This window comes from Leucobacter shiyiweii (assembly GCF_052446065.1).
GTDB lineage: Bacteria > Actinomycetota > Actinomycetes > Actinomycetales > Microbacteriaceae > Leucobacter.
On the sequence record NZ_CM127080.1, the window covers coordinates 186881 to 207670 of the forward strand.

Consider the following 20790-nt stretch of genomic DNA (forward strand, 5'->3'; position numbering starts at 1 on the left):
AGAGGTTGACAACTCCTCACTCTACGTGCATCAATGTATCCTTAACCGAAAAACTTTCGATAAACCGATCGTCCGCTGTCCTCCTTCGTTTCCCAAACACACCGACCGCGTCGACCCGCATCAGAGAGGATGCTCATGACCACCACCTTCGCGCAGCGAACCGACACACATGACCCGCGAGTTCAGTTGCGTTGGCGCAACGGGAGTGCCACCTTTGCGTTGGCGCTCGTCGGCCTGATGATGGCGAACCTCGCCCCCCTGATCATGGCCGTTCTCGGCAGTCTGGGCTTCGACCTCGTCGATTCGGGCAACATTCTGACCTGGGCGCTGCTCGCTTCCGCGGTCGTCGGCCTGGGCACAGCCAAACTCGCAGCCGGGGAGCGTCGACGGTGGCTCGCCGCACTCGGGCTCACGGTGGCTGTCGTTGGCTTCACCTGTGCCGCGCTGCTGGCCGATCCGACCCTCGTGGTGATCGGCTTCGTCGTTGGTGGTGCCGGAGTAGGGGCGGCGATCTCGACATCCGGAGCCGCGATTGCCGCGCTGCGCAACCCGAATCGAGTGAGTGCGACGAGCGGGGTGGTGAACCGACTCCTAGTCATGCTCGTGCTTGCACTCCTGCCGGTTCTCGGCCTGACTGCAGTGAGCGTTTTCGGTGCGCTCGCCCTGCTGTCGCTGATCGGGCTCCTGCTGGCCGTGTGGCTGCCGATGGCGCCCGAGCATGCCGCCCCGGTCGATGTCACCGAGAGCCTCCAAATAGCTGCCCCTCACCGCGTCTCTATTGCAGGGATCGCACTGCTGATCATCTTCCCGCTGTGGGGTGCGAGCGAAGATGCGGTGTGGACCCTCACCTCGGTGCTCGGCGACTCGGTAGGTCTCGATGCCACCGCCTTGGGGCTCGCCCTCAGTGCAGCTGCCGGAGGTGGCGCGATCGCCATGGTGCTCGTGACGGTGCTGGGCAACAAGATGGGTCGAGCGACGCCGCTCGCCGCTGCGCTGGTGCTCGGAGGGCTGATCAAAATCGGAATCGGTTTGACTGCCGACCCCACGACTTTGGCACTGCTCATCGTTGCCGTCAACACCATCTATGGACTTGCATTTGTGCTCTTTCTTGCGACCGCGGCCGGACTCGACGCACGTGGTCGCTGGTCGGCACCGCTGCTGGGGGCCTACCTCATCGGTTCGAGTTTCGCGCCGATCATGGGTGCGTGGATCATCGAGGCAGTCGGAATCCCCGTATTCGGTGCGATCATGGGTATCGTCAGCTTCGCGGTGATCATTCCTGCCGTGTGGATCGCGCGCGTTTCAGTTGGCGCTGAACGTGCGCTTGCGCGAGGCAGCGCCGAGCGCGACTGATCCACCTGCTGCAGAGCAGTTGAACCGCAAGATGGCGCACCCCTGTGATGCCAGCGAGATACCTGAGTCAACCGAGATGGCCACAACAACGGAGAGCAACGAGATGACGACCTCAACACCGACACCCACCACCGTGTACCGTGCCGGCGCGATCTTCACCGGGCGCGCGAGTGCGCCGCTGGCCGAAGCATTCGCGGTGCGCGATGGGCGCATCCTCGCTATCGGCGGCATCGAGCCGGTTGCACGCGCCGCCGGAAACGATGCGCAGCTCGTTGATCTGGGTGATGGCTTCGTGGCCCCCGGAACCGTTGAGTCACACACCCACCTGTTGATGTTCGGGCAATCGGTTGAAAAAGTGCAGTTGCGCGATTGTGGCTCGCTTACCGAGATCCAGTCGAGATTGCGTGAGGCACGCGAAGCTAACCCCAACGCAGAACGCATCCTCGGCATTAGCTGGAGGTTCGAAGCTCTCCAGGGTCTTGACCCGACTGCAGAGATGATCGATGAAGCGGTGCCTGACATCCCGGTGATGCTTGATGCGAACGATCTGCACTCGGTGTGGGTCAATAGCGCGGCGCTCGTTGAACTCGGCATTACGAGTGACACCCCAGACCCGATTGGTGGTGAAATTCGTCGCGATGCTGAGGGTGCCGCGACGGGGTTCCTTCTTGAGACTGCGGCGATCCAGTACGCGTGGGGGTATCTCGCCGAGTCTGCGAGCGATGCGGATCGCGATCGGTTTCTCGCCGCCGCATTCGATGCCTATCTTGCGACCGGTGTAACGACCGCGACCGACATGTCGCTCGGTGCTCCAGAACTCGCGGCTTTCGAGCGCATCCTCACGCGCGACGGCCGCCTGCCCTTCCCGATGACGGCGCATATGTTGCTGCACCCCTCGGGCGACCTGACTTCCGACCTTGCCCAGGTGGAGCAGGTAGCCGCGGAGCGAGATCGCATCGCTGCCGCCTATGGCAGCGACTCATTCCGCATTGTCGGCGTGAAGTTCATTCTTGACGGGGTTATCGATGCCTGCACCGCAGCCATGCGCTCGCCATTCGCAAGCGGATCCAACGCCGAACCCATCTGGCCGCGGGAGGCGGCGCTCGCCGTGGCGGTGGCTGCCGATGCCCACGGTTTGCAGCTCGCGCTGCATGCGATCGGTGACTCGGCGAGCGACCTCGCGCTCGATCTCGTCGAGGCGTGCGTGCGCGCAAATGGCCCGCGCTCCTCGCGGCGACCCCGCATCGAGCACCTGGAATACGTTGCGCCTGACACGGTGCGCCGTCTCGCAGCTCTCGGCGTCACCGCATCGATGCAGCCGGTGCATTGTGACCCCGCGGTGCTTGACAACTGGATCGCGATGCTCGGCGACGATCGGGCCGAGCGTGGGTTTCCGTGGGCCGAGATTCGTGACGCGGGGGTGCGGATCGCGCTCGGTACCGACGCCCCCACGGCCCCGCACGAGGCGCCGCACAACCTCTTCATCGCGCTGACCGCACGCTCGGTGCTCGAGGCGGCTCGCGCGCCGTACCACGCTGAGCGTGTCTTCACCCCGGCCGATGCCCTCGAAGCCATGACCTATGGTGGCGCGTGGGCGACCGGCCTCGAGGACGAGCTTGGCACGCTGGTGCCGGGCGCCCGCGCGAACTTCGCGGTGCTCGATCTGAACCCCTTCACCGACGACCCCGCTCGGCTAGTTGGCGCTCGGGTCCGCCTCACCGTGGTCGATGGCGAGGTGCGGCACCGGACGGCATAGCGCCGGTTCCGAAACCTCAAGGAATAGGAAGTGAGGGTCGTTCGGTTCTAGGTCACTCATCGATTAAAACGAACCGGGGCCGGCCCACCGACACCCCGAGGGAAATCTGCGCGACCGCGGCACCCCAAATGAGAGCGAATGGCGCGATCCACCCTCCGCTCGCACCCAGCACTGCACCGAACGCAAACGGCCCGATCGCGGCGATCAGATAGCCGAGCGATTGCGCCATCCCCGAAAGAGCGGTCGCGTGCTCGGAGGTGCGTGCCCGCATGGCCATGAGCGTCAGCGCCATCGTGAGCGAGCCGCCGCCGGCAAGCCCGCCGATGGTGAGCCACACAATAATCGCGTCTGGCCACAGGACGATGCCGAGCATGGCGAATAATGTGAGTGTCGGCAGGGCCGCGGGCAGCCAGCGTTTGCGGCGCGGCCCGCGGGCAATAAAGGGCAGTGCAAGCGATCCCGCGATGCCGATGATTTGAAAGGTCATCAGGATCAGCCCGGCTGCGATCGGCGTTCGTCCTTGTGAAATCTCAAACGGGGCGAGCCACGCTGCGAGACTGTAAAAGATCGCCGACTGCGAGCCCATATAGAGCGAGACTTGCCAGGCGAGCGGATCGCCCCAAATGCGGCGCCCCGCACTGCCGGGCGGTGTCACGATCGGCCCGGTCGTGAGGGGGACCAGGGCTACGGTGTTGGAATCACCGGGCGTCTCGTGGTCGTTGCTGTGGTCGTAGTCGTTGTCGTTGGCGGTCGTTGTGGCGCTGAGCGAATCGGCACTCTTGGGTGCAGGTGAAGAGCGTCGTGCACGGGTCGCCAGGATCCACACGAGAAGCGCGATGGGAATGGGCGCGCCCATGAGCAGTAGCGAGAGCTGCCAACCGGCCAGGCCAGAAGCTACACCTGCCTCTGCGGCTCCGGTTGCGGTAGCGGTGAGCGGAAGTTCAGAGAGCGGCACCGCGAGCCCCGCCCCGATAGCCCCGGTTCCGCCGAGCAACGCCGTGTAGACACCCATCATGAGCGGCACGTGCGCCGAGAAGTCACGCTTGATCACCGCGGGCAGCAGCGCATTGGCGATGGCGAGCCCCACGCCGATGAGTGCGGTGCCAGCCCACAGGTTAATCTCCGCTCCGGGAACCGAGCGCCAGACCGTGCCGGCAGCGAGAGCCACGAGGGCCCACGACACCGCCCGAGACATGCCGAGCCGGGCGCTGACGCCGTGCGCGAGCGGCGACACGAGTCCCCAGGTGATGAGGGGGAGCGAACCGAGGAGGCCGAGGGTGGCGGGGGTGACGCCGCGGTCACTGGCGATTTCGTCGAGAAGCGGACCCACCGCAGTGATAGTCATCCTGAGGTTCGCAGCGACCAGGCAGACGGCTACGAAAAGGAGGATTCCCGCGTGGCCGAAACCACGGCGGGAAGTCTGGGTCATGAGTGCAATGGTACTGCGCGCTCCGAGTGCTGGCGTCACGGTTCGTTGCGAGATAGACTGATTTTCGTTGAGCGAATTAGCGTTCGCATAGCGAAATAACAGTGAATCGTGCGATGAGCCATGACGGAATCACGAGCGGTAGTCCGCGATCCACCGAAACAGGCCGCCGTGCGCGACCACACCGAGGGAGGAACGCATGATCGACAAGACAGTGCCGTCCATCGAGGAGGCGGTCGCGGGCATTCCCGACGGCGCTACCGTGATGATCGGCGGATTCGGGCGCGCAGGCCAACCCGTTGAACTCATCGACGCGCTCATTGAGCAGGGCGCGGGCGATCTCACGATCGTCAACAACAACGCAGGCAACGGCGACACGGGGCTCGCCGCGCTGCTTGCGAAGCGTCGTGTGCGCAAGATCATCTGCTCGTTCCCGCGCCAGAGTGACTCGTGGGTGTTTGACAACCTGTACCGCGAGGGGGCGATCGAGCTTGAGCTCGTGCCGCAGGGCAACCTGGCGGAGCGGATCCGCGCGGCCGGTGCCGGCATCGGCGCGTTCTACTCGCCGACCGCCGTCGGTACCGAGCTTGCCGAGGGGCGCGAGACGCGCGTCATCGACGGTCGAACCTACCTGCTCGAGTACCCGATCCGCGCCGACTTCGCCCTCGTGAGCGCACTTAAGGGCGACCGCCTCGGCAACCTCGTCTTCCGGGAGACGGCCCGCAACTTTGGTCCGATCATGGCGACCGCCGCGACCACCACGATCGTGCAGGTCGATGAGATCGTGCCGCTCGGTTCGCTCGATCCCGAATCGGTCGTCACCCCCGGAATCTTTGTGGATCGCGTCGTCGCCGTGGGCGAGCGCCGCTGGTTGCAGGGCGACAAGTTTGTCGGTGGGGTGGACCTCAATGGCACCCCGCTTGAGGTTGCCAGCAATGAGAAGGAGGAGGCGCGATGAGCGACCGCATCAGCAGGCAAGATCTGGCGGCACGCATCGCCGCAGACATCCCCGAGGGCTCGTACGTGAACCTCGGCATCGGTGCCCCCACCTTGGTGGCGAACTACCTTCCGGCGGACCTCGAAATCATCCTGCACACCGAAAACGGCATGCTCGGCATGGGCGAGGCTCCCGACGAGGGGCGGGTTGATCCCGACCTCATCAACGCTGGCAAGCAGGCCGTCACCGCACTCCCCGGTGCCGCCTATTTCCATCACGCTGACTCGTTCGGCATGATGCGCGGCGGGCACCTCGATGTGTGTGTGCTCGGTGCGTTCCAGGTTGCGGCGAACGGCGACCTCGCGAACTGGTCTACGGGTGCGCCCGGCGCGATTCCGGCAATCGGTGGCGCGATGGATCTCGCTATCGGCGCGAAGTCGGTCTACGTGATGACCGACCTGCTCACGAAGCAGGGCGAGTCGAAGCTCGTCGACGCGTGCAGCTACCCGCTCACCGGGGTCGGTTGCGTTTCGCGCGTCTACACCGACCACGCGATCTTCGACGTCACCCCCGAGGGCTTCGCGGTGACCGAGGCGTTCGGCGCCAACACCGTGGCGTCGCTCACCGAGCTCACCGGGCTCTCCCTGATTGACGCAACCGGTGGATCCGCTGCCGCGCCAACCGGCCCGGTATCCTCCGCAAACCCTGCGACGGCGGTCGCCAGCGCCACCCCCGCCGTCGGCTCCGCCACAGTCGAGGAGAACTGACCATGACCAGCACTTTCATCTACGACGCCGTTCGCACCCCGTTCGGCCGTGCCGCGGGCGCGCTCTCAGGTGTTCGCCCCGACGACCTGGCCGCGCACGTGATGCGCTCCATTGTCGAACGCACAGGTATCGACCCGGCCCGCATCGCAGATGTCATCTTCGGTGACGCGAACCAGGCCGGCGAAGATAACCGCAACGTGGCTCGCTTCGGCGCGCTCCTCGCGGGCTTCCCCACCTCGGTTACGGGAGTCACCGTGAACCGACTCTGCGCGTCCTCGGTCGAGGCCGTGATTCAGGGCGCCCGCGCGATCGAGTCGGGCGATGCCGAGTTGGTACTTGCCGGTGGGGTTGAATCGATGAGTCGCGCCCCGTTCGTGGTCGAGAAGTCGGCGAAGCCGTGGCCCGCCGTCGGCAACCAGACCATGTGGAACACCTCGATCGGGTGGCGCATGGTCAACAAGGCGCTGCCGAAGCACTGGACGATCTCGAACGGCGAATCCGCCGAGAAGATCGCAGGTGAGTGGGGCATTTCCCGCGAGGCGCAGGACGAGTTCGCTGTGCGCTCGCATCGGCTCGCCGCCGAGGCGTGGGCCGCCGGTCGCTACGACGCAGAGATCGTGCAGGTCCCGGGCTACGAGATGGCGCGCGACGAGGGGATTCGTGAGGATTCGTCGGTGGAGAAGCTCGCCGGCCTGAGGCCGCTGTTCGCAACCGACGGCACGGTAACCGCAGGCAACGCCTCGTCGATCAACGATGGGGCATCCGCGGTGTTGCTGGGTGGCGAGGGTGCGATCGATGCCGAGCCGCTCGCGCGTATAGTGGGGCGCGCCGCGCACGGTGTGGATCCCGATCAGTTCCCCATCGCCCCCATAGAGGCAGCGAACAAGGCTCTCGCGCGTGCGGGCAAGACCTGGGCCGATGTCGACTTTGTCGAGCTCAACGAGGCCTTCGCGTCGCAGTCGCTCGCGTGCCTCGCCGGGTGGCCCGACCTTGACCCCGCGAAGCTCAACATTCACGGTGGCGCGCTCGCGATCGGGCACCCGCTGGGCGCCTCGGGTGGACGCATCATCGGGCACGCGGCGCAGGAGCTCAAGCGCCGCGGCGGCGGGGTCGCGGTCGCCACGATCTGCATTGGTGTGGGCCAGGGCCTCGCGGTGGTGCTCGAGCGGTAGGTGATCCACCGCCGCATGATTTGAGTGGGCAGTAGATGTCGGAATGCAGCAACTTTCGAGCATCTACTGCCCACTGAATGAGAGTGCGGCGCACGCACCCGTTGCCTGCCCGGGTCTCCGGGCCAACTCGCTGCTTTCTCCCTCATGCTGAATGAATTCGGCGCGTCGGGCCTACTACATTGAAAATTCGCACGCACGTAGGGGCATCATGGGAGATGACATGAGCGAGCATCAAGCCAAACAGACCCCTGATCGCCCCGATGGTTTTGGCGCCACCCCCGACAATGCCGACTTTGTGCAGTCGCTGGCGCGCGGCATCGGGGTTATTCGTGCGTTCGACGCGGATCACCCCGAGCTCACGCTGAGCGACGTCGCCCGCCGCGTCGACATTTCCCCAGCGGCTGCACGCCGATTTCTGCGCACGCTCGAGACTCTCGGCTACGTGCGCAGCGACGGACGGCAGTTCGCGCTCACTCCCCGAGTGCTTGAGCTTGGTTTCAGCTACCTTTCGGCTCTTTCGCTGCCCGAGATCATGCAGCCGCATCTCGAGCGACTTTCGCGCGCGGTCGACGAGTCGGTGTCAGCCGCAGTGCTGGCCGGCCAGAACATCGTGTACGTTGCGCGCGTGCCGACCCGCCGCATCATGTCGGTGCGGATCACCATCGGCACCAGCTTCCCCGCGTATGCGACGAGTCTCGGGCGGGCCCTGCTCGCTCACTTGCCCGAGCGGGACCTTGCTCAGGTGCTCCAAGAGACCGAGTGGCGCAGCATCACGGAGCGCACGATTACCGAGCCCGAGGCGCTCATGCCCGAGCTCGATCGCGTGCGCAATGAGGGCTACGCGATTGTCGATGGTGAACTGGAACTCGGCCTGCGGTCGGTGGCCGCTCCCGTGCGCGGACGCGACGGGCAGGTGACAAGCGCGGTCAATGTGTCCACGAGCGCGAGCCGCGACTCACTCGAACGCGTGCTCGAGCACCACCTGCCGCTTCTGCTTGACACGACGAACGCAATCGAAGCCGACCTCCGTCTGCTCTGAGCGTCAGGAACTGTCGCCCGCGACCAGTTAGGCGCCGGAACCGGAGTCGAAGCCGGAACCTGAGCCGGAGCCGGAACCAGAGCAGGAGTCGAAGCCTGAGCCTGAGCCGGAACTGGAACCGGAACCTGAGCCGGAGCCTGCGCCGGCGGCGAAGGCATAGCTCGGACCGGCGACCGAATCTAGTGCTGGCGGAAGAACCGGCAAACTACACTGGGCAGCGTGAGCGGAGCGCAGATTGCCATCGGGATCGACGTTGGCGGCACAGGGATCAAAGGTGCGGCGATTGACGTCACAACTGGTGCCCGACTGACCTCGCGGCACAGGGTGCCGACGCCCGCGGGCGGGACGCCTGGCGACATCGCCCACGAGGTTGGTCTGATGACCGACGCGATCCGTGCTGAATTGACTGCAAATTCGTCAGTCCCGGCAGATTTGGAATTTCGCGACCGTCCGGGTGGCTCGCTCAGCCGCAGCCCGGGTGGTGTTCCTTCGAAATCTGGCAGCTCCATCGGAGGGCTTCCCGACGAGCGACGCGGCGCACTGCCAGTCGGGGTCACCCTGCCGGGGGTCGTGCAGCACGGCATTATGCGCACCGCGGCGAACATTGATCGAAGTTGGATCGGCGTCGACGCGGCAGCTCTATTCGCCGCCGCAATCGGCTGCCCGTGCGTGGTCATCAACGACGCCGATGCCGCAGGCCTCGCTGAGGCTGCATTCGGTGAAGTGCATGGCCTCCACGGCACCACCTTGGTACTCACGTTCGGCACCGGCATCGGCAGCGCAATGATCCACGATGGCCTTCTTGTGCCGAACTTTGAACTCGGGCATCTCGAGCTCGACGGGCATCCCGACATCGAGCGTTTCGCCTCAGCGAAAGTGATCGAGCGCGAGGGCATCACGCTGGGGGAGTGGGCGGAGCGTGTCGAACAATACCTGATCCACTTAGAACTGCTGTTTACCCCAGATCGCTTCGTCATCGGCGGGAGCATTAGCAAGTCGGCGGATCAGTACCTGCCGTTTGCCGGGGTTCACGCCCCGGTGGTGCCAGCGCGCTTTCGCAACAACGCAGGCATCGTGGGGGCGGCCTGGCAGGCGTCGCGGACGAGGTTTCGCGACGGGGCATGACGGAGCATGACGGAGCATGACAGGCCATGACACACATGGGTGAGGCTGGGGAAACGGCAGATATGAACCGGAGAACTTCCGTGAAACCGAAACGTTGGTTCGATCGCGAAGGCACCGAGTTTGGCCGGGGCATCGGGTTTTTTGACGCCATCTATGGTTTCGCGATCACGCTCCTCATATCCAACCTGGATCTGCCCCCGGCAGAGGCATGGGCCAGCGTGGAAACACTGCTCAACTCTGGGTTAGGCGACCAACTGCTCGCTTTCGGCATCAGTTTCGTCGTCATCGCCGTGTTCTGGAAGAGTAACGCGAACCTCATGTCTCGTTTTCGCGGTATTGATTCGCCGGTGATCGTGGCGAACCTGCTGAGCGCGGGCCTCGTGGTGATGCTGCCATTCACCACCCAGGGAATCAGCGAGGCGGGGCTCTCCGATTTGCCGCTGCCCACCGCGCTCTACGCGGTGGATGTGGCGCTTGCGATTCTTGCCGGGCAACTGGTGTTTGAAGTCGGAGCAGCCCGCGGTTTGCTAGTGGATCCCGCTTCCCCACGGGTGCGCTGGGCCTGGCGAGCGGATGCGCTGGCCCAGGTAGCCGTTTTCGCCGCATCGATTCCGGTGGCGTACCTAGCAGGTGCGGATTGGGGGCGCGCGACCTGGCTTGCCCTTGTCGTGATTTCGCCTCTGACCGGACGATGGGCCGCCCGTGTGGCCGAGGGGGCGAAGGCGGTTCCTGCATAGCCCGCCGCTTTCGAGGCGGATCGCGCGGCACCCCTGGCGTGATTCACCATCGCGCGGTAAACTTGAGTCAACATCACTCAAGTTTGCAACGCGAGAGAGGACCCCATGCAAGCAAACTGGCAGCCCGCCGCAGAAGACGGCGAGCAGAGCGCACTCGAGCAGTTCGGAATCAATCTCACCGAGGTGGCACGCTCCGGCAAACTCGATCCCGTTATCGGTCGCGATTCGGAGATTCGTCGGGTGAGCCAAGTGCTCACGAGGCGCACGAAGAACAATCCGGTACTCATCGGTGAGCCCGGCGTCGGGAAGACCGCCGTGGTCGAGGGGCTCGCCCAGCGCATCGTCGCGGGCGACGTCGCCGAGTCGCTCAAAGACAAAGAGCTCATCTCGCTCGACATCTCGGCGCTGATTGCCGGAGCAAAGTATCGCGGCGAGTTCGAGGAGCGCATGAAGGCGGTGCTGAAGGAGATCAAGGAATCCGACGGCAAGTTCATCACGTTCATCGACGAGCTGCACACGCTCATGGGTGCGGGCGGTGGCGAGTCGTCGGTGGCGGCCTCACAAATGCTGAAGCCGATGCTCGCCCGTGGCGAGCTGCGTCTCATCGGTGCGACTACGCTCGACGAATACCGCGAGTACATCGAGAAGGATGCCGCGCTCGAGCGGCGTTTTCAGCAGGTGTACGTCGGTGAACCCTCGGTCACTGACACGGTCGCGATCCTGCGTGGGCTGAAGGAGCGCTACGAGGCGCACCACAAGGTGACCATCGCTGACTCCGCGCTCGTTGCTGCGGCAGCGCTCTCGAATCGCTACATCACCGCGCGCCAGCTGCCTGACAAGGCCATCGACCTGATCGATGAGGCCGCGAGCCGTCTGCGCATGGAGATCGACTCGGCGCCGCTCGAAATTGACGAGCTGCGCCGCGCGGTAGACCGGCTGAAGCTCGAGGAACTCGCCCTGAAGAAGGAGAAAGACGACGCCTCAAAGGAGCGCCTCGCGAAGCTGCGCGAGCAGCTCGCCGAGAAGCAGGCAGAGCTGGGCGTGCTCGAGAAGCGGTGGGAAGCTGAGCGCGCCGGTCTCAACCGGGTCGGCGAGTTGCGCGAAAAACGCGACCTGCTGCGCACACAGGCCGATCGCGCCCAGCGCGAGGGCAACCTGGAACAGGCTTCGAAATTGCTTTACGGCGAGATCCCGGTGATCGAGAAGCGGATCGCCGAGGCGGAGCGCGCCGAGAGCGAGAACGACGGCGCCGAGCGTATGGTCGGCGATCAGGTCACCGACGAAGACATTGCCGAAGTGGTGGCTGCGTGGACGGGCATCCCCGTCGGCAGGCTGCTGCAGGGTGAAACCGAGAAGCTCCTCGCACTCGAGACCGAGCTCGGCAAGCGCCTGGTGGGCCAGACCGAGGCTGTGCAGGCCGTGTCCGATGCGGTGCGTCGCTCGCGGGCTGGTATTGCAGATCCGAACCGTCCGGTTGGCTCGTTCCTGTTCCTCGGGCCCACCGGCGTCGGCAAGACCGAACTCGCGAAGGCACTCGCCGAATTCCTCTTCGATGACGAGCACGCCATGGTACGCATCGACATGTCGGAGTATGGCGAGAAGCACTCGGTGTCGCGTCTCGTCGGTGCCCCTCCCGGCTACGTCGGCTACGAGCAGGGCGGGCAGCTCACCGAGGCCGTGCGCCGCCGCCCCTACTCGGTGGTGCTGCTCGACGAGGTCGAGAAGGCGCACCCCGAGGTGTTCGACGTGCTGCTGCAGGTGCTCGACGACGGGCGCCTCACAGACGGGCAGGGCCGCACGGTCGACTTCCGCAACGTGATCCTGATCCTCACCTCGAATCTGGGCAGCCAGTACCTGATCGACGCTGAAATGCCGTGGAATGAGAAGGAGAGCGCGGTGCGCGAAACGGTGCGCCGTGCTTTCAAGCCCGAGTTCATCAACCGCCTCGACGAGATGGTGATCTTCAGGCCGCTTTCCGAAGCCGACCTTGCGCTGATCGTCGAGCTGTCGGTCGACCGGTTGCAGCTTCGATTGGCGGATCGCCGGCTCACCCTCGGAGTCACCCCTGCGGCACGGGCTTGGCTCGCACGCCTCGGCTACGACCCAATGTATGGCGCGCGCCCGTTGCGGCGGCTCATGCAGCGCGAGATTGACGACCGCCTTGCGCGGGCCGTGCTCTCGGGCGAGGCACGCGACGGGCAGACCGTGCGCGTCGACGTGGCACCCGATGGTGACTCGCTGATGCTCGAGGTCGACACCTCAGCCCCGCAGACTGGCGGGGAAGGGTTTCGCGTCGGAGGGTTCGGCGACACGGCAGCAGCGGGCGACGACGACGTCATCGAGGCAGAACTCCTCGACGAGTAGGCTGGGGGGCCTGAAGGGGGCCCAATGACCGATTCCGCCAGGCAGGTGATGCGGCGGTTTGCGCCGATGATCTACGGGCCCACCATCCTCTTCGCCCTCGGCGAGGGGGCTGTGATTCCGTTGATTCCGGTCATTGCGGTGAAGCTCGGTGCTGACCTTGCACTTTCGGGGCTCGTCGCCTCGGCCCTGGTCATCGGGCAGCTCGTCGGCAACCTCCCCGCTGGCTACCTTGTCGCCCGCGTCGGCGAACGACTCACGATGGTCGGCGCGGGCACGCTGGCGCTCCTCGGGGTCGTCGGCCTCGCCCTCGCGCCGAGCGTGGGCGTACTTGCGGCATCGGTCTTCCTCATTGGTATGTGCGCGGCCGCATTCGGCCTCGCCCGCCACGCATTCATGACCACTCGCGTGCCGCAGAACTACCGCGCCCGCGCGCTCTCTCTGCTCGGCGGGTCCTTTCGCTTCGGGATGTTTGCGGGGCCGTTCCTCGGTGCCATCCTTCTCGGGCTCACCGGAACCGAGGCATCCGCGGCGTGGTTGTTCGCCGCCTGCTTGATCGCTTGTGTGTTGCTCGTGGGGTTCGGTCCCGACCCCGAGACCAAACTGCAGGAACACCCAGTGCCCCCGGGCGGTGTCTCGCGCGGCGACACGCGATCCACCAGCGAAACGGCCGACACCGGCGAGGCGGTCACCAGCGGGATTGCCCTGCCCGCGGGCGGGCGGGCCGGCGTGTTTCGCACAATGGCGCAGCACCGCGGTGTGCTGTCGCGCCTCGGCCTCGCCGCAGCCTCGCTCTCGGCCGTGCGCTCGGCCCGGCAGGTGGTGCTGCCCCTTTGGGGCGTCTCACTGGCGCTTGATGCGCAGACCATTTCGCTCGTCGTGGGCATCGCGGGCGCCATCGATTTTGCGCTGTTCTACGCGAGCGGGCAGGTGATGGATCGCTTTGGCAGACTGTGGGCGGCGCTACCCGCGATGCTGCTCATGGGCACTGGCTTCATCGTGCTCGCGTTCACGCACGATGTGCCACAGGCGACGATGTGGTTTGCGATGTTCGCCGCGGTCATTGGGGTGGGTAACGGGCTCTCGAGCGGCATTCTGCTGACCTTGGGTGCCGACGTGGCGCCGAAGGGCGACCCGGCGCCGTTCCTGGGTTCCTGGCGCACGCTCACCGACGCGGGCGGGGCGACGGCACCGGTGCTCTTCTCGGGAATCGCGGCAATCTCAACGCTCGGGGTTGCCACCGCAGCCATGGGTGTGATCGGGCTCGTGGGAGCGCTCGGATTTCTACGCTGGGTGCCGCGCTACATCAAGCGGCCGCCTGCCGAAAAGTGAAGCGGCCTAGCTGCGCTTTCCGAGACGGGCCCTGATGAGGTCGCGGGCGGTGAGCTGGTGCTCGCGCTCGCCGTAGTGATCGGCGGTGAGGCCTGTTACGAACGCGCCGGGATCGATTTCCAGGGCCGTGGCAATTCGGATCAGAGACTCCACCGTGGGACTCGACACTCCGCGCTCGATCTTGCCAATCGTCGTCCAGTTGATGGATGAAAGCTCGCCCAGGTCTTCGAGAGAGATGCCGAGCTCGTGCCGCGCGGCCCGAATGCGGCGACCGAGTTCTACGGCTGCGGCGGAGTGAGACTTGGGCACCGATCAAGCGTGCTCGCCTCATGCGAAAATCGCCAGAGACTTTGCGCACTGGGGGTAAACGCATCAAGACGAGAGTGGATCCCGCCTCTTGAACTGTGGGTGCTGGCCTCTGCCCGCATAGAGCTTCACCCCATAGACTGGAACCCCGCACTGACCAGCCGAGATTTCCAGCGAGGGGCCCCGTCGACCGTGAGCACTAACGATCGTTCCGACCGTCTGCGCATTGTCATCGGTTGCGACACCTTCGCGCCCGATGTCAATGGTGCTGCCCGCTTTGCTGAGCGCCTGGCCGCCGGCCTCGTCGAACGCGGCCACGATGTGCACGTGCTCGCGCCAGGGTTTCGGTGGCGGCGATCCACACCCAGCGTGGAGTCGATCGAGGGCGTACCCATGATGCTGCACCGCCCGCCAGCGCTTCGATGGCTGCCGCACGACTGGCTGCGGTTCGTGCTGCCGTGGCGTGCGCGCCACTATGCCAGGCAGGTACTCGATCAGGTTCGGCCCGACGTCGTCCACATTCAGTCACACATCATCATCGGCCGCGCGCTCGCGAAGGAAGCGGAGAAGCGCGGTATTCGCATCGTCGCCACCAACCACGTCATGCCTGAAAACGTGCTTGATTTCACCCTGCTCCCGAAATGGACCATGCGTTCCTTTGTGCGCTGGGCCTGGCGCGACGCCGATCGGATACTCAGACGAGCGAGCGCGGTCACCACACCCACCCGCCGGGCAGCAGCTTTTCTCGAGCAAAATACGAATCGACGCGGCGTGCTCGCGGTGAGTTGCGGCCTACGGGCTTCGAACTACACCGCAAACCTGAGCCCGCGCCCGCGCACCCGACTGGTCTTCGTCGGGCGCGTCACCCTTGAAAAGGAGATCGATGTCTTGCTGCGGGCGCTCGCCCGACTCGACCCCGATCTCGGCGTAACGCTCACGATTGTTGGCGACGGTGATCAGCGCAAGAACCTGGAAAAGCTCGTGATTGAGCTCGGATTGTCGGGCCGCGTGTACTTTACCGGCCGCGTCAGCGACGAGGAGCTGCGCCGTCACCTCACCGAGGCGAGCATCTTCGTGATCGCCTCAATCGCCGAGCTGCAATCGATCGCGACTATGGAAGCGATGGCCTCCGGGCTTCCGATCCTTGCCGCCGACGCGGTCGCGCTACCGCACCTCGTTACCGACGGTGTGAACGGGTACCTCTTTGAACCTGGCAACGTGAAGCAGCTTGCCGCCCAGATTGAGCGCGTGCTGAGCGCCAGCGACGAGGAGTACCTGCGCATGCAGCAAGCCTCGCTCGACGCGGTGCAGGTGCATGATCTCGACCGCACGCTCGACACGTTCGAACGGCTGTATCGCGGTCAAGCCGCAACGGCGTAACCGGGCAGCACATCGTGCACATCCTGATCGTCACCGACCAACACCCCGACTCCCTCGGGGGCGCGCAGGTCGCCATTCGCGCGCAGTGGCGTGCGCTTGAACAGGCGGGGCATGTCGTCACGATCGCCGCGCCCGCGCTGCATCGAGGGGGCGCCACACACCGGTCGGCAGAGTCGCCCGTTGCGTCTGCCCCGGCTCGCGAGGCGCTCGTGGATCCGAGGCGCCCGGGATCGGCCCATATCCCAGCGGATTCCGTCGTCGCACTGCCATCGATTCCCATCACCCGTGACCGCGAGTATTCGCTGAGCTGGCCCGGCGCCCGCAGCGACCGGGCGCTTGCCTCAGGTCTGCGGAGCTTACCTCCCGTCGACCTCGTGCACCTCGAGGGAGACTTCTGGGGGGCGTTGATCGGGCTCCGCGCGGCGCGTGGATTGCGTGTGCCCGTGATGCACACGCTGCACAACAACGTCGGCGAGGGCACCCGTGCGGTCACCCCCCTTGCACCGATCGTGTTTCAGGGGCTGCGGCTCTGGAGGTGGCTTGCCCTGGGTAAGCCGCGCGGCACAGTGGATCGCACTGCCCGCGGGGCGTGGCGGTACCTGGCCGAGCTCGCTGCGGAGGCGACGATTGTGTCGGCCCCATCAAAGCACTTTGCCAATCAGCTCATGCGGCGCGGGGTCGCGCGTGAGGTGCTCGTCACGAGGAACGGGGTCGACGACGCCCTCGTTGCCGCGATTCGCGAGGACTCCCGCTCGGAGCATACGCGCCCGAGACTGGTGTGGCTCGGCCGGATGAGCCACGAGAAGCGGGTGCTCGAATTTGTCGATGCGCTGGCGCTCGCGCGGGTCGACGCTGACATCACGCTGTACGGTGCCGGGCTGCTGCTGCCGCAGGTGCGCGCGCGAGTGGCGTCACTCGGACTCGCGGATCGGGTGACGCTTGCGGGTCCCGTCTCGCACGAGGAGGCGCTGGTCGCGATCCACAATGCGGATGCGCTCGTGCAGACCTCGATCGGGTTCGAGACGCAGGGGCTCACCCCATTTGAAGCTGCACTGCTCGGAACGCCCACCATCTTCAGTGACCCCGCGATTGCCGCAGACGTGGCGGTGAGTCCGTCTTGGCTCGTGGCCGAACCGTCGGTGAATGCGCTAGCCCACACTCTCGCCGAGTCGGTGGCCGCGATCGCCGCGGCTCCCGGTGAACTGCGGGTGCCGTTCGAACAGGCCCGAGAGTTTCTACAGTCGGAACAGACCGGGCGTCTCTTGGAGCAGTACGAGGGGGTGCTAGAAGCGCCAGGCGACGGCCTGGAATCCTGACGGTGGGGCGGGTACCCAGCTCTCGTCTTTCGAGACGAGGCCCGATCCGCCGGGGTTATTGGACTCGATGATGGTGAACGTGCCATCAGCGTTCACGCCGGTGATGAGCACCGTGTGCACTCCCGAGACCCACGAGGTGGGAAAAGTCAGGTGCTCGTACTGAATGATGTCGCCCGGAAGCGCCGCGCTCACCGGAAGGCGGGTCGCACCGTTGTAGTTGGTGACTGGATCTCCGCCGCCAGCCCAAGCGCCGCCGCCCGCGTGGATCCACCGCTGAGCCGACATGATGCACTCACCGGGCTGCGACCAGCCAGTCGCTCGGCTGGTGCCGACCTCGCTCTCGGCGAGCGCGATCGTGGCCGCAACATCAAAGTTGTGGGGGAGCGCAGCGGGTGGATTCTCGACTGCATTCGACAGGAGAAGCAGCGTGTCAAGCGGCGCAGTTTCGCTGGAGCCGAGGTCAGTGTTGAGGCGCTGCGCGTTCGCGGCGGTCGGAGCTGTTGCGGGAGCGAGTGCGAAGCTCTCGGTGACGGGTGCCGCGTAGGAGGGTGCTGCGCCAAGGGCGAAGGTCATCGCTGAAATCAAGCTGACGATGAACGCCTTGACGGGGGTCTGCACTCGCGATTCTCCTTGGTCAGTCATGGAAATGGCACCCGTCCCCGGATGCCGCCTCAACTAGTATGCGTTACCGTTCCGTTATAAACAAATCGTTCGCACACGATTCTCAGGTATGTCACGCGTGTCCCAACCTGATGAGGAAGAGCGCCTCGCCGAGCGCGATGCGGCGGATCTCTTCCGGGTGCACGCTTTCGTTCGTGGAATGGATGCGGCTCTCGGGGTCGGGCACCCCGAGCAGCATGATCTCGGCGCGGGGGTTGAGCTTCGACAGCGTGGTGGTGAGCGGGATCGAACCACCGTGGCCGCTCGTCACCGTCGTGACCCCGTCGTAGGCCTCAGTGAGGGCATCGCTCAACAGGGTGAACGCCGGGCCCGAGGTGTCGGCGCTGAACGGGTAGCCCAGCTCTCCCGCCGTCGTCTCAACCTGCACGCCCCACGGCGCGACCCTTTGCAGGTGGGTGATGAGGGCGTCTCTGAGTTGTGCCGGATCCTCGCCCGGAGGCACACGAAGGTTGAGCTTCGCAGCGGCCCGCGCCTGGATTGCGGCTACTGCGCCCACCACCGCAGGGGCGTCGATGCCAAGGATCGTGATCACCGGGCGTGCCCACAGCTGTGCGGCGATGCTGCCCGAGCCGAGGAGCTCGGTGCCGTTGAGCATGCCCGCGTCGCTGCGGAATGCTTGCTCGTCGTAAGGCACGCCGTCCCACTTCTGGTCTGCGGCGATTCCGGGCACCGTGACGTCGCCATGCTCGTCGCGTAGGGTCGCGAGCATCCGCACGAGCGCAGCTACCGGGTCGGGGGCGGCGCCGCCAAACATCCCGGAGTGAACGGAAGCCTCGAGGGCCGAAACGGTCACGATGACATCCACCGCGCCGCGCAGGGTAGTGGTGAGGGTGGGGAGCCCGTGGGAGGCATTGCCTCCGTCTTGAATGAGCATCACATCAGCTTGACGGAAGAGTTCTGGGTTCGCCTCCGCGTAGCGGTCGAGGCTTGCGCGGCCCTGCTCCTCTGAGCCCTCCGCCACGACGATCAGGCCAACCGGGTAGGGAGAGTCGCCCTCGAGCGATGCGCGAGTGGGCTGTGCGGCCTCTGCGCCGGGTGTGGCGTCGCGGAGTGCGCGAAGCGCGGTGAGGTGCGCCACGAGGTTGCCCTTGCAATCGGCGGATCCACGACCGTATAGACGCCCCCCGCGTTCGGTCAGTTGGAACGGCGGGGTGATCCACTCGTGCTCGTCGAGAATGGGCTGCACGTCGTAATGGCAGTAGAGCAGCACCGTGGGGGCGCCGAGCGGGCCGGGGCGGTGGCCGATGACCGCGTAGGTACCGTCGGGGGTGAGCTCCAATTCGACCGGCACGCCTTCCGCGCGAAACGCGTCGCGCACCCACTCCGCCGCGCGCACGCACTCGGCGGGATCCACCACACGCTCGTCGGCGATCGAGGGAATCGCGACGATCTCTGCGAGGTCTGCGAGCGTCCGCGGCATCAGCGCCTCCACGCGTGCGCCGAGCATAGTGCGATCTGCCGAGACGGGGGTGCTGGGCTGTGAGGTCATGCACGTATTCTCTCTCAACCGGCGATCAGAATGCTCGTTAGGTGCGGGAGCGGGTGTTTCGGTGGGTCGGGCCGGAGTCGGATGGACGTTCGGCGACCGTGTGCCCAGAGCACCGCAGAAACCGACTAAGCTGGAACACGCTGATTGCGTGCAGTCAGCGCTGGAGGATTCGCCTAGTGGCCTATGGCGCACGCTTGGAAAGCGTGTTGGGTGCAAGCCCTCAGGGGTTCGAATCCCCTATCCTCCGCCAAAATCCCCCTGCCTGCGCAGGGGGATTTTCCTTGTGCCAGCGAAGCAGCGCGTGCGGTGTTGCGCGGATTCAGGTGCAGGGCTGCGATCTCGCCCCCGACTTTTCCCGAATCCCGCTACCGCCGGTTGACGTTGCGGATCTGGCCGGGGATCGTAAAGAGATCAATGATCGTCCCGATGCCGAGCAGGCCGAATGTCAGCAGCCAGAGGAACCCGCGACCGATTTTGCCCATATAGAAGTGCTGAACCCCGGCGACACCGAGGAGCGTGAAGAGCATGAGCCCGTAGGCGATGCCGGCTTCCTTTTTCGCATATGTTTTTGCCATGTCTGAAGAATAGTGTCGGCGTAGGCGGCAGTTCTGCGCGTGAGGCAGGAAGTCGGCGTAGGCTCAAGTCATGGATGAAGCAATCAGTCTCTCTGTTGGCGACGATGTGATGGCATTGGGTGGGGCGCGCGGCACGATCACCGACATGCGGGAGATGTCGAATGGTGAGTCCGTGTATGGCGTTCGCGATTCAAACGGGGCCGTGCGGTTCTACACGGCGACCGGGTTGAAGCGTTTCATCTGACCGATCGGGCGGCTCAGGCAGAAACGAAAAAACCCCGCCTGGTGGGCGGGGTATTCCGTGACCTAGCTCGGTAGCTGAGGCGGGGCTCGATCCCGCGACCTCACGATTATGAGTCGTGCGCTCTAACCAGCTGAGCTACTCAGCCACAAGGTTCGCCGTGTGGGCGTTGAGCAGATCAGAGCCCCGACCGGGATTTGAACCCGGGACCCCTTCCTTACCATGGAAGTGCTCTACCACTGAGCTATCGGGGCGTATGCTCCCGTGCGGAAGCAACCAGGAAAGGCTACCATCATCTCTGTGTCAGTGCGAAATCAGGTCATCGGTGGGGTTGGAATTCTGTTGGCGCTCTGGATGGGCCTCGGCAGATGGATGTTTGGGCTCGGCGGTGAACTCACCTGGTGGTACTTCCCGCTCATTACGCTTCCGTATGTCTGGCTGCAGTTATGGACCGTGCGTCGCATGCGCATCGCGGTGGATCGCGGCCTGCGCGTCGGGCGGGCGCCCTACATTGCCCTCGCCCTGTCATGGGTCTCGGCTCTCGGATTCGGGATCACTGTGCCCGACGTTGTCGGCGGCGAGCTTGTCTCAATTGCGGGACACTTCTGGGGCCCGCTCGCTAACGAGCTCGCGATCGCATTCTGCAACCCGCTGGGGATCGTTGCGTTTTCGACGATGATCATCGCGCTCGGCTACGCGGCCGCGGCGGGACGAGAGCCTCGCCCGGAGGAAGACGAATTCGAGGAGGGCGGCATGGTGCCGCACCCGTTCGAGCGTGACCCTGCCGCTTGAACCGA

The 20790-nt window shown here is 65.4% G+C and carries 19 protein-coding genes and 3 tRNA genes; 15 read left to right on the forward strand and 7 right to left on the reverse strand.

Going from position 1 to position 20790, the window contains the following annotated elements; translation table 11 throughout:
• Positions 1 to 135 precede the first annotated feature (135 nt).
• Both ACTNFJ_RS00920 and ACTNFJ_RS00925 read left to right on the forward strand, forming a co-directional pair.
• A complete protein-coding gene (locus ACTNFJ_RS00920) occupies positions 136 to 1353 on the forward strand; it encodes an MFS transporter (RefSeq protein WP_435907529.1) in 1218 nt (405 codons plus the stop codon).
• 103 nt (positions 1354 to 1456) lie between these two features.
• Positions 1457 to 3109 (forward strand): amidohydrolase, encoded by a 1653-nt coding sequence (locus tag ACTNFJ_RS00925; protein ID WP_435907530.1) that lies wholly within the window; start codon positions 1457 to 1459, stop codon positions 3107 to 3109.
• Between the two features lie 52 nt (positions 3110 to 3161).
• Here the strand turns inward: ACTNFJ_RS00925 and ACTNFJ_RS00930 are convergent, their stop codons facing one another.
• Positions 3162 to 4538, reverse strand: a complete 1377-nt coding sequence (locus ACTNFJ_RS00930) for an MFS transporter (protein ID WP_435907531.1) — start codon at positions 4536 to 4538, stop codon at positions 3162 to 3164.
• Positions 4539 to 4734: 196 nt separating this feature from the next.
• Between ACTNFJ_RS00930 and ACTNFJ_RS00935 the strand changes: the two genes are divergently transcribed.
• The 8 genes from ACTNFJ_RS00935 to ACTNFJ_RS00970 all read left to right on the forward strand — a co-directional run bounded on the left by ACTNFJ_RS00935 (position 4735) and on the right by ACTNFJ_RS00970 (position 14005).
• Positions 4735 to 5493, forward strand: a complete 759-nt coding sequence (locus ACTNFJ_RS00935; protein WP_435907532.1) for a 3-oxoacid CoA-transferase subunit A — start codon at positions 4735 to 4737, stop codon at positions 5491 to 5493.
• Positions 5490 to 6239 (forward strand): 3-oxoacid CoA-transferase subunit B, encoded by a 750-nt coding sequence (locus ACTNFJ_RS00940; RefSeq protein ID WP_435907533.1) that lies wholly within the window; start codon positions 5490 to 5492, stop codon positions 6237 to 6239. Before ACTNFJ_RS00935 ends, ACTNFJ_RS00940 begins: the two co-directional genes overlap by 4 nt.
• A gap of 2 nt (positions 6240 to 6241) precedes the next feature.
• Positions 6242 to 7411, forward strand: coding sequence for a thiolase family protein (locus ACTNFJ_RS00945; protein WP_435907534.1), 1170 nt, complete (start codon positions 6242 to 6244; stop codon positions 7409 to 7411).
• Positions 7412 to 7631: 220 nt separating this feature from the next.
• Entirely contained in the window at positions 7632 to 8450 is an 819-nt protein-coding gene (locus tag ACTNFJ_RS00950; RefSeq protein ID WP_435907535.1) for an IclR family transcriptional regulator domain-containing protein, read from the forward strand.
• Positions 8451 to 8669: 219 nt separating this feature from the next.
• Positions 8670 to 9575, forward strand: coding sequence for an ROK family protein (locus ACTNFJ_RS00955; RefSeq protein WP_435907536.1), 906 nt, complete (start codon positions 8670 to 8672; stop codon positions 9573 to 9575).
• An 80-nt stretch (positions 9576 to 9655) separates the two neighbouring features.
• The gene (locus ACTNFJ_RS00960) at positions 9656 to 10312 is read left to right on the forward strand and encodes a TMEM175 family protein (RefSeq protein ID WP_435907537.1); all 657 of its coding nucleotides are present in this window, start codon (positions 9656 to 9658) and stop codon (positions 10310 to 10312) included.
• A 105-nt stretch (positions 10313 to 10417) separates the two neighbouring features.
• Positions 10418 to 12676 (forward strand): ATP-dependent Clp protease ATP-binding subunit, encoded by a 2259-nt coding sequence (locus ACTNFJ_RS00965; RefSeq protein ID WP_435907538.1) that lies wholly within the window; start codon positions 10418 to 10420, stop codon positions 12674 to 12676.
• 24 nt (positions 12677 to 12700) lie between these two features.
• Complete coding sequence (locus ACTNFJ_RS00970; RefSeq protein ID WP_435907539.1) at positions 12701 to 14005, forward strand: MFS transporter; 1305 nt, start codon at positions 12701 to 12703, stop codon at positions 14003 to 14005.
• 6 nt (positions 14006 to 14011) lie between these two features.
• Here the strand turns inward: ACTNFJ_RS00970 and ACTNFJ_RS00975 are convergent, their stop codons facing one another.
• Positions 14012 to 14314 carry a helix-turn-helix domain-containing protein gene (locus ACTNFJ_RS00975; protein WP_435907540.1) on the reverse strand — a complete coding sequence of 101 codons (303 nt, stop codon included), beginning with the start codon at positions 14312 to 14314 and terminating at the stop codon, positions 14012 to 14014.
• 189 nt (positions 14315 to 14503) lie between these two features.
• On the opposite strand from ACTNFJ_RS00975, the gene ACTNFJ_RS00980 reads away from it, so the two are divergent.
• A complete protein-coding gene (locus ACTNFJ_RS00980; RefSeq protein ID WP_435907541.1) occupies positions 14504 to 15691 on the forward strand; it encodes a glycosyltransferase in 1188 nt (395 codons plus the stop codon).
• A 14-nt stretch (positions 15692 to 15705) separates the two neighbouring features.
• Positions 15706 to 17007, forward strand: a complete 1302-nt coding sequence (locus ACTNFJ_RS00985; protein ID WP_435907542.1) for a glycosyltransferase — start codon at positions 15706 to 15708, stop codon at positions 17005 to 17007.
• On the opposite strand, the gene ACTNFJ_RS00990 is transcribed toward ACTNFJ_RS00985, so the two are convergent.
• On the reverse strand, positions 16975 to 17649 hold the full coding sequence (locus ACTNFJ_RS00990) for a lipase (protein ID WP_435907543.1): 675 nt from the start codon (positions 17647 to 17649) through the stop codon (positions 16975 to 16977). The two genes, ACTNFJ_RS00985 and ACTNFJ_RS00990, sit on opposite strands and share 33 nt — an antisense overlap.
• A 91-nt stretch (positions 17650 to 17740) precedes the next feature.
• Positions 17741 to 19177: a dipeptidase gene (locus ACTNFJ_RS00995; protein WP_435907544.1), complete on the reverse strand. Its 1437-nt coding sequence runs from the start codon at positions 19175 to 19177 to the stop codon at positions 17741 to 17743.
• Positions 19178 to 19339: 162 nt separating this feature from the next.
• Between ACTNFJ_RS00995 and ACTNFJ_RS01000 the strand changes: the two genes are divergently transcribed.
• Positions 19340 to 19427: transfer RNA gene (locus tag ACTNFJ_RS01000), tRNA-Ser, on the forward strand.
• Between the two features lie 115 nt (positions 19428 to 19542).
• Here ACTNFJ_RS01000 and ACTNFJ_RS01005 read toward each other — a convergent pair.
• Positions 19543 to 19752 carry a TM2 domain-containing protein gene (locus tag ACTNFJ_RS01005; protein ID WP_435907545.1) on the reverse strand — a complete coding sequence of 70 codons (210 nt, stop codon included), beginning with the start codon at positions 19750 to 19752 and terminating at the stop codon, positions 19543 to 19545.
• Positions 19753 to 19822: 70 nt separating this feature from the next.
• On the opposite strand from ACTNFJ_RS01005, the gene ACTNFJ_RS01010 reads away from it, so the two are divergent.
• Positions 19823 to 19996: a hypothetical protein gene (locus ACTNFJ_RS01010; protein WP_435907546.1), complete on the forward strand. Its 174-nt coding sequence runs from the start codon at positions 19823 to 19825 to the stop codon at positions 19994 to 19996.
• A 71-nt stretch (positions 19997 to 20067) separates the two neighbouring features.
• Here the strand turns inward: ACTNFJ_RS01010 and ACTNFJ_RS01015 are convergent.
• Both ACTNFJ_RS01015 and ACTNFJ_RS01020 read right to left on the reverse strand, forming a co-directional pair.
• Positions 20068 to 20141 (reverse strand) — tRNA-Met (locus tag ACTNFJ_RS01015).
• Between the two features lie 34 nt (positions 20142 to 20175).
• Positions 20176 to 20247: transfer RNA gene (locus ACTNFJ_RS01020), tRNA-Thr, on the reverse strand.
• A 46-nt stretch (positions 20248 to 20293) separates the two neighbouring features.
• Between ACTNFJ_RS01020 and ACTNFJ_RS01025 the strand changes: the two genes are divergently transcribed.
• Positions 20294 to 20785: a hypothetical protein gene (locus ACTNFJ_RS01025; protein WP_435907547.1), complete on the forward strand. Its 492-nt coding sequence runs from the start codon at positions 20294 to 20296 to the stop codon at positions 20783 to 20785.
• Positions 20786 to 20790: the final 5 nt, after the last annotated feature.